This window comes from Erythrobacter donghaensis (genome assembly GCF_001557325.1).
GTDB classification, from domain to species: Bacteria; Pseudomonadota; Alphaproteobacteria; order Sphingomonadales; family Sphingomonadaceae; genus Erythrobacter; species Erythrobacter donghaensis_B.
The window spans coordinates 1-6,765 of sequence record NZ_LSJS01000032.1 but is presented as its reverse complement, the minus strand read 5'-3'; the positions used below and the strand labels follow the sequence as shown (position 1 = coordinate 6,765).

Genomic DNA, 6,765 nt, shown 5'->3' with positions numbered 1-6,765 from the left:
TGATCCCCAGACGGGGTGACGCTGCCCGGCCGTCACCAATGTTTGCAACAGAGCCTGACGAAAGAAGAGCTCGAATGGCTCGGCGCACAGGTCGAGGAACTTGGTCGCGTGGTGCACGAGGTCTGATCTGAGCGCATCGAGAAGCTAAAGACTGCCTCGAAAGCGAGATCTGGCAAAGCCAGTTGAGCCAAACTGCTCAAGACCCGCCTTATTTGGGCGTAAAACAGCTGGCTCTTGGAGATTACGAGATGATTTCAAAAAAATCATTTATTTGTTTTGAATTTTTCAATTACCCAAGATTGTATAGACTGAGAGTAAATAGGAACCTCGTAAAGTAGTTCAGCGTTTTTGATACAAAATTGCTGTAGATTATCTTCTGAGTCTTGCAGTTCAACCCAAACCACTCTTGATGGATTGATAAGTTCGCACAGTTCATAAGCCATGTCACCATCTTGCACAAAGCCGTAAGTCGACTGCCCGAGCATGGCGCTCACAAGGCCAGCCTCCTGCGCACGCAAAATCAATGCCCGGTGGAGTAGGACTGAGTTATTAAAGAGGCTAAGCGATCGGCCCGGCACTCGGTCCCCATATTTCATATACATTTTCAAAATGATCAGATCTGAGGTACGGACTGTGCTTTCCATGATCGTTGCCACCTTCAGGCAAAGGCCTTCGCTATAGTGATGATACCGTACAAAATGATCAGGGCGTTGTGGGTGTGGAGGTAGCGGGGGTTTGGCAACGCTTTGTAGATGACGGACCCGATCAGAAAGTACCCTGCCGCAGCAGTTGGGACGGCGAGCAGCAGCATTGAGGAGAGTGTCGAAAAGGAAATAACCGCGAGAACAGAAAGCTGAACTGCTGCAAAAATGAGGTAGTAGAAAGCTGTCACGCTTCTGATCTCTGACTTATCCTTAAATTTAAAAGAAGCATAGGTCGAGAGCAAGGCGCCACCCATGTTTGTTGTTCCATGTACCGCTCCCATTGCTGCAAGAAAGTATCGTTCGTAGACGTAAATCAGCGCAGTAAGCCTAACGCGAAGAATTTTAGAATATTGCATCAAGCCAGCTACAATCAAAAGACCGCCAATTGCGACCGCAAGAAACGTAGTGGAAAGAAATTTTACAGAAATAATCAGAGTAATCGTAAGAGGTACGAGACAACATGCTAGATCAATCCAGTCTATTTTTTTCTTCGACACACTTTTCTCTGAAATAACTTGTATTGTCGAGATCGTAATTGATGCCGGCAGAAGCCAACTCAGCGTCTCTGGAAAATCATACCCCATGATTAGAAGGGTCGGTGTTCCAAATACCAATATCCCAACACCGTAGACAGACTGAACAACGGCAAAGAGCAGGATGACGATGAGAGGCACGGTCATGGTGTTTCGGCTGCACTATTGAGCGGCTCGGCACCGCCCTCGTCGATGAAAAGTTCGAAGCAATCTGGTGTGATGGCGTTGAGGCGCGACGCTATATGAGAGCTGGCGTGCGCACCCTGCTCAATCGCAATCCACCTGCGGCCTAGTTTGGCGCAGACAGCAGCTGTCGTGCCCGAACCCGCAAATGCGTCAAGAACAATGTCGCCGGGTTCAGAAGAGTGCTCAATGATCCGGCGCAGCAGTCGTTCGGGCTTTGGCGTAGCGAAGGGATCGCTGGGGAAAAGATCGCGGCTTTCAGCCTTGGCTTCCTCATTGTCACCAACCTCTGTCGATAGCCAGACAGATCTCACGGGCGTGGCGTCGTGGTCTTTCCAATGGTCCCAGTTGCTTTCATCCAAGCATGGGTAGGACCGAGCAAAATGGGCCATCTCTTCTGCTTTGGGACGGAAATTGAGACGCAGCTTCGAGCGATCCTTTGCGTAGAACAGAAGATAGTCGTGTGACGACGAGATATCGATTGCTGTCAGCTTTGGAACAATGCGCTTCTGCCACACGATCGAAGAGATGAACGACGCTCTGCCAAACACCTTATCGCAAAGTACTTTAAGGTAGTGCGCTTCGTGATCATCAATCGCTATCCAAATCATGCCATCGTCCGCCAAGAGGCGCCACATTTCGAGCAATCGAGGCTCCATGAACGCGAGCCACTCGTCATGCTGATAGGCATCTGAATACTGCCCAAATCCCAGGCCCGTATTGTACGGCGGATCAATGAAAATGCACTTGATGCGGCCTGCCAGATAATCGTTCAAAGTGCGCATGGCTGCAAGGTTATCATCCTGGATCAGAAGGTTACCAAGCTGATCCGTTGGATGTGTTTTGAGCCAATTCGTTAGCGCCTTGAGTCGTTGTCCTGTGACGCGTGAGTTATCCGATCTTGGTCGAGTTGATGCTGCAGAAGTCATGAGCTGTGCTCCCGATCTAGCCCGGATTCATTAGGAAAGTGGGCGAATTGCAGAGTCTCAATCGCCCAGCTGCCCGCCGAAAGAGGGCTAGGCGGTTGTTTTTGGCGGAGCTCATCGCGGATTGCGCGCGGTAGACTGGTGGCCGAAAGGTCGCGGGCGAAATCACCCCAACCTTGATACGCCTCAACAGGAGCATCGAAACGCGCTATGGCGTCAAACAGGCTTTGGGGCCACTCATCACTGAGGGCTGATATCTGCGGCGAATGTTGTTCCAAACTTTGATACCCGAAGTCTGGCTTGGTTTTCGATCTCGGCCAAACCGGCCACCTTGAAGCGAACACTCTGGCCTGCGCAAAAATAGCCTGAGGGTCGCCGTCTATGAGCTCAATCTCAATCTCGCTAATCGGTATGCGAGCCGAACTAACTTCGACAACGCCGCTGTCGACGCAAATTTGAACGTTGCCTCGGCCAGACAACTCGACGTCGTAGATTGAACGCTCAACCGCTATCGTGAAAATTTCTGTGATTTCATTGTCGAAGTCTAGGTCTCCAGTCATTTCGGCTATGGGAGTGCCTTTCACTGATTGTTTGGTCGGGCGATCGGTCTCTAGCGCGCATTCGAACTCGGCCCTTTCGAACAGGCTAGATGTCTTGGCCGAACGGCACTTGATCGTTTGGATATGCCGTTCATCTGCTAGACGCACTCTCAGTCCCACATTGGCCCGACGAAAGCGCAGATCATGAGTATCAAAATACCACGATTTAAGAAATTTGCGCCGCGAGGCGGAATAAAGGTTATCGCAGTGTTTCACGATCGCCGGGAGCGAATCCTCGGTAACAGCCAATTTGAGCTCAATTTCGGTCTGGGCGAGACTCATGTTTGGCGCTCGCCTTCTGACCTCTTCGCCTGAAGTAATCGAACATTTCGTTCTTCAAATGGTGGAACGGAACAGGCGACAATCTCAAGCGAATGGTGTGGCATAGCAAAAACTTGAAACGCGCTATTTTTTGGAATGATGAGCGAACTGCCTCGGGAAACCTGTGTCTCGCCCGAGGCACCGTCCCTGGCCTTGACTGCAATCCTTCCAGAACCAGAAAGAACAAACCAAAACTCATCGAAATCCAGGTGCTCGCACCATTGGCTCACTTTGCCTTCACCGAGATAGAAATAGGCCAAACTGGCCTGCTCGTTCACGCAAAGTGGTCTAACTTCAACGCCGTCGATCGCTTCGATGATTGGCGAATCCGTCAAACGCACATGGTGCGTAGCCAAGGGCGGCGTTGGTTTGAGAATGCTAGTAGGCATCAATTTTGCTCCTTTTCCGGTCATCTGCCTCGTCCGTTGTCATTGCTATTGGACGTGATACAAACAGCCATCTAATATTCAGCACAATCGGCACGAGGATTGTCGAGGCCCAGAGCCAGAGGGTCGCCTCGAAACCAAACGCGCTGTCAAATAGATAACCGAGGATGAGCGCGCCCAGCGCAGCCATCAGCGTGCGCACAGCATATTCGGAAGAAAAAACTCGACCCTTCAATTCATTGGGCGTCGTGATCAACAGCAAATGGGTTGAGAATACAAACAACAACCCGCCACCGATGCCACGAACAAACATCCCGATCGACACAACAGCAAGGCTACCATTCGAGGCTATCAGGCCCATGCCAAGGCCACTGATCAGAAAGGAGATCGCAAGACCTAAACGTATCCTGCCCACATCGTCGTTCGCGAAGCGACGCGCCATCAAAGGGCTAATCGCTGTGCCCAGTCCGGACAGAGCGTAGAACAGGCCGATCGTTATGCTCCCATTCAAGCCTATGGGGTAATACGAAACGGCAAGAATGATGGTTATTATGTTCAGGCCGCTGGTGATGAAGAAGGAATTAAGGCCCTTCTGTAAGGTAGTCATGAGCTCGTCTCGATTGCGTTTTAGGTGACGCAAACCATCGAGGTAATCGCCGAGGATGCTTGGCTTCCTATCAGGATTAGTGGCAATAGGCTGATAGCAAATCCCGACCAGGAAGATTGCTGAGACTACATAGGTGAGAGAGTCCAAGACGAAAGTTTCGTACAGTCCGACCCAGCCGGCCATTATTCCGGCTGCCGCCGCCCCGACAGCTTGCATGACTGCGTATGTGGTGGAGCTAACGGCATTGGCGTCACCAAGATCTTTGTTCAATACGATCTCGGCCAGAATCGCATTGCGTGCCGGGACAAAAAGGCCGCTCAAGCCCAGCTGAAGTGCGGTCAGCACATAAAGGAGCCAGACATCCTCTGCGGACTGCACCAGCAAGAAGCAAAGAACGACAACACCACGCAAAATGTCAGACCATATGAGAATACATTTGCGGTTGAATCGATCGGCCAGAACACCGGCGAATGGTGACACCAAAAATGGCGACATCATTCTCAGTGCAAACAGCCAACCCAATGCGGATGTCGTACCGGTCAGGATCTCGATAAGCGTCGCAGTCGCGATTAGGTTGAACCAATCCCCAAAGCCGCTGACAATTTCTGAGTACCAAACACGCGCGAATTTTGGATTGCGTTTGAGCAGCCCTACCAGACCAAAAGAAGACTTGCGCGCGGAGCTTGCCGTTACCATCGTTCCGCTACACTGATTTCATTTTCTGTGAAAGGTGCTCGCTCCAAGAGATGTCATGTATCTGCCATATCCCGCTCTCCCAGCTCAGTGCCGTAATCGATGCATTTTTGATCGTAAAATTGACCGAATGCCGGTTTAACAACAAACGCAAGATCGTCTTGATGACGCCGCCATGAGTGATCGCCACAATAGGCTTGCCCTTATGACTCGCGAGCAAGTGCATCAGGGCAACCGACAGGCCATCACAAAACGCCGTGTATTGTTGGCACACAAGATTGTAAGTTTCGCAATCAACCATTCTCGCTTGCCGTGGCAGGCTCTCTGTTAGATCGAAGGGAGCTTCTGCGAGTTCGTCGATGACCGAAAGCTCGAAACCGTTGGCCTTTGCCAGTGCGTCCGCCGTTTGCTTTGCCCGTAAGAGTGGGCTGGTGTGCACAATCGGTGTATCACGGATCGTGACGGCCAATGGATGTTCCCCTTTTTGGATAAACTGTCCCAAGCTTACTGCTTGCGCTTGGCCAAGTTCAGTAAGACTACTGTTGAGATTGCAGTCTCTTTTCAATTGCCATTCAGCTTGGCCGTGACGGATCAAGATCAACACCACCGGACCTCAGTAAGAGATACTCAGGGCTTGCGCCGATCGCTGATATTTGATGTCGAGGGTAATGTTCGTATCAAACCGAGATATGATGCTGTCTGAAAGGGACTCAACCAACTCTACTACCCGAGGATCTTCAGCGATCTGCTGCGATATCCTAGGATAGATTGCCAGCTCAATCTCTGCCACTGGCAAGACTTTGCGCTGATCTGCGGATACGCGCAGGTCGCATACATCATAGCGATCTATGCTGCACCGCAGGGCGTCTTTCTTATCAAGCCATACGAAAAAGCCGTATCGAACGCTGTCCAAGCGAATGCTTGGCGACAGCTCGGTCGGATCGATGCCATAGGCCTCTTTGAGAAACGTACCAGGATGCTCAATGTCGGTGCGCCGCATGAGCCTTTGCACAACCGCGACGGCTTCAGCTGAATCCGGCCCCTGTTGGATCGTAGTTTTTTGTTCACCTTCGAAAACGTACCTGTGGTCTTTTCGCACGCTTCGGTCGTCTTCGGCCATCTTGAAGGCACAAAAAGCGTGGGTAATTTTGTTGCATGACGTTCGCAATAAAGCGCCGGTGGGCAGAATTTCTCTATTTGGTGTGTCGTAATAGATGGCGGTGTTCAGCGGGGGATTCTCGCGGGCGTCTGCCTTCTCGACGATCTTGGCACCCGGCACTTTGTCAATGATGATGGTTTTTTCGTTCTCTAACCAAGCATAGAATTCGTCTTGGGACCACCGGTCCATAGGAAATTTTCTGGCAAGCTGATTAAAAACCACGACCTCTTTGTCTTGAAAATATATTTCCCTGCCTTCAGGCATTTGAAGAATCTTCATAGAGTTTTGGCCTTTGTTGGAATGGATATGGATGAAGCAAACAAAGCGTTCGCTAAGATAATTGTTTTTGCGTCGATGATTGTCGCAAGCTCAATGCGGTTCCTCATCTCATCGAACGACAAGGGGACCAGCTTGACATCACCGAGCATGTCCGAATGATCGATGCTCGCGAGCGGAGCTTGCTGGCTCTGTATCGGGGCGAGGAAGAGGTGTGTCTTTTCGGCGATCAATGCAGGATTTAGGAACACGCTACCTTGGGCGATCACATTGGCTATCGGGAGTCCGGTTTCTTCGCTCGCCTCGCGCCGCGCTGCCTCTTCTAGAGCGTTTTCCCCACGTTTTGACTCGGCGGGGATTCCCTTGCGGGCGCAGTTC

At 51.1% G+C, this 6,765-nt stretch carries 9 protein-coding genes; all 9 read right to left on the bottom strand.

What is annotated here, in order from left to right; genetic code table 11:
- Positions 1–263 precede the first annotated feature (263 nt).
- A complete protein-coding gene (locus tag AX692_RS19400) occupies positions 264–644 on the bottom strand; it encodes a hypothetical protein (RefSeq protein ID WP_155646237.1) in 381 nt (126 codons plus the stop codon).
- A 14-nt stretch (positions 645–658) separates the two neighbouring features.
- Positions 659–1,384 carry a hypothetical protein gene (locus AX692_RS19395; RefSeq protein WP_155646236.1) on the bottom strand — a complete coding sequence of 242 codons (726 nt, stop codon included), beginning with the start codon at positions 1,382–1,384 and terminating at the stop codon, positions 659–661.
- The gene (locus AX692_RS00655) at positions 1,381–2,349 is read right to left on the bottom strand and encodes a site-specific DNA-methyltransferase (RefSeq protein ID WP_081095047.1); all 969 of its coding nucleotides are present in this window, start codon (positions 2,347–2,349) and stop codon (positions 1,381–1,383) included. Before AX692_RS00655 ends, AX692_RS19395 begins: the two co-directional genes overlap by 4 nt.
- A complete protein-coding gene (locus AX692_RS18640; protein WP_081095046.1) occupies positions 2,346–3,227 on the bottom strand; it encodes an inorganic triphosphatase in 882 nt (293 codons plus the stop codon). Before AX692_RS18640 ends, AX692_RS00655 begins: the two co-directional genes overlap by 4 nt.
- On the bottom strand, positions 3,224–3,655 hold the full coding sequence (locus tag AX692_RS19390) for a cupin domain-containing protein (protein WP_196491743.1): 432 nt from the start codon (positions 3,653–3,655) through the stop codon (positions 3,224–3,226). Before AX692_RS19390 ends, AX692_RS18640 begins: the two co-directional genes overlap by 4 nt.
- Positions 3,645–4,955 (bottom strand): MFS transporter, encoded by a 1,311-nt coding sequence (locus tag AX692_RS00650; RefSeq protein ID WP_081095045.1) that lies wholly within the window; start codon positions 4,953–4,955, stop codon positions 3,645–3,647. Before AX692_RS00650 ends, AX692_RS19390 begins: the two co-directional genes overlap by 11 nt.
- 7 nt (positions 4,956–4,962) lie before the next feature.
- Positions 4,963–5,556: a histidine phosphatase family protein gene (locus tag AX692_RS18635; protein WP_196491742.1), complete on the bottom strand. Its 594-nt coding sequence runs from the start codon at positions 5,554–5,556 to the stop codon at positions 4,963–4,965.
- Positions 5,557–5,565: 9 nt separating this feature from the next.
- The gene (locus tag AX692_RS00640; protein ID WP_073977517.1) at positions 5,566–6,390 is read right to left on the bottom strand and encodes a hypothetical protein; all 825 of its coding nucleotides are present in this window, start codon (positions 6,388–6,390) and stop codon (positions 5,566–5,568) included.
- On the bottom strand, positions 6,387–6,765 hold a 379-nt coding region (locus AX692_RS19925), incomplete at its 5' end, for an NUDIX domain-containing protein (RefSeq protein WP_196491741.1). The genes AX692_RS00640 and AX692_RS19925, both read right to left, overlap by 4 nt.